This is a genomic window from Streptomyces sp. NRRL B-1140 (assembly GCF_001280065.1).
Lineage (GTDB): Bacteria > Actinomycetota > Actinomycetes > Streptomycetales > Streptomycetaceae > Streptomyces.
Genome location: NZ_LGEA01000052.1, coordinates 1 through 269 on the forward strand (window position 1 = coordinate 1; position 269 = coordinate 269).

Consider the following 269-nt stretch of genomic DNA (forward strand, 5'->3'; position numbering starts at 1 on the left):
TGCTGAACCTGGGCAACGCCACCGGCCACCCCTCGTTCGTGATGTCCAACTCCTTCGCGGACCAGACCCTGGCCCAGATCGAGCTGTTCACCAAGCCCGACGAGTACCCCACCGGCGTCTACGTGCTGCCCAAGCACCTCGACGAGAAGGTCGCCCGCCTCCACCTCGACGCCCTCGGCGTGAAGCTGACCACGCTCCGCCCCGAGCAGGCCGAGTACATCGGCGTGAAGGTCGAAGGCCCCTTCAAGCCCGACCACTACCGCTACTGA

1 protein-coding gene is annotated in these 269 nt (G+C 66.2%); it reads left to right on the forward strand.

Features of this window, described 5'->3' with window-relative positions; all coding sequences use genetic code 11:
* Positions 1 to 269, forward strand: a 269-nt coding sequence (locus ADK65_RS07630) for an adenosylhomocysteinase (protein ID WP_199825584.1), incomplete at its 5' end; no start/stop codon positions are given.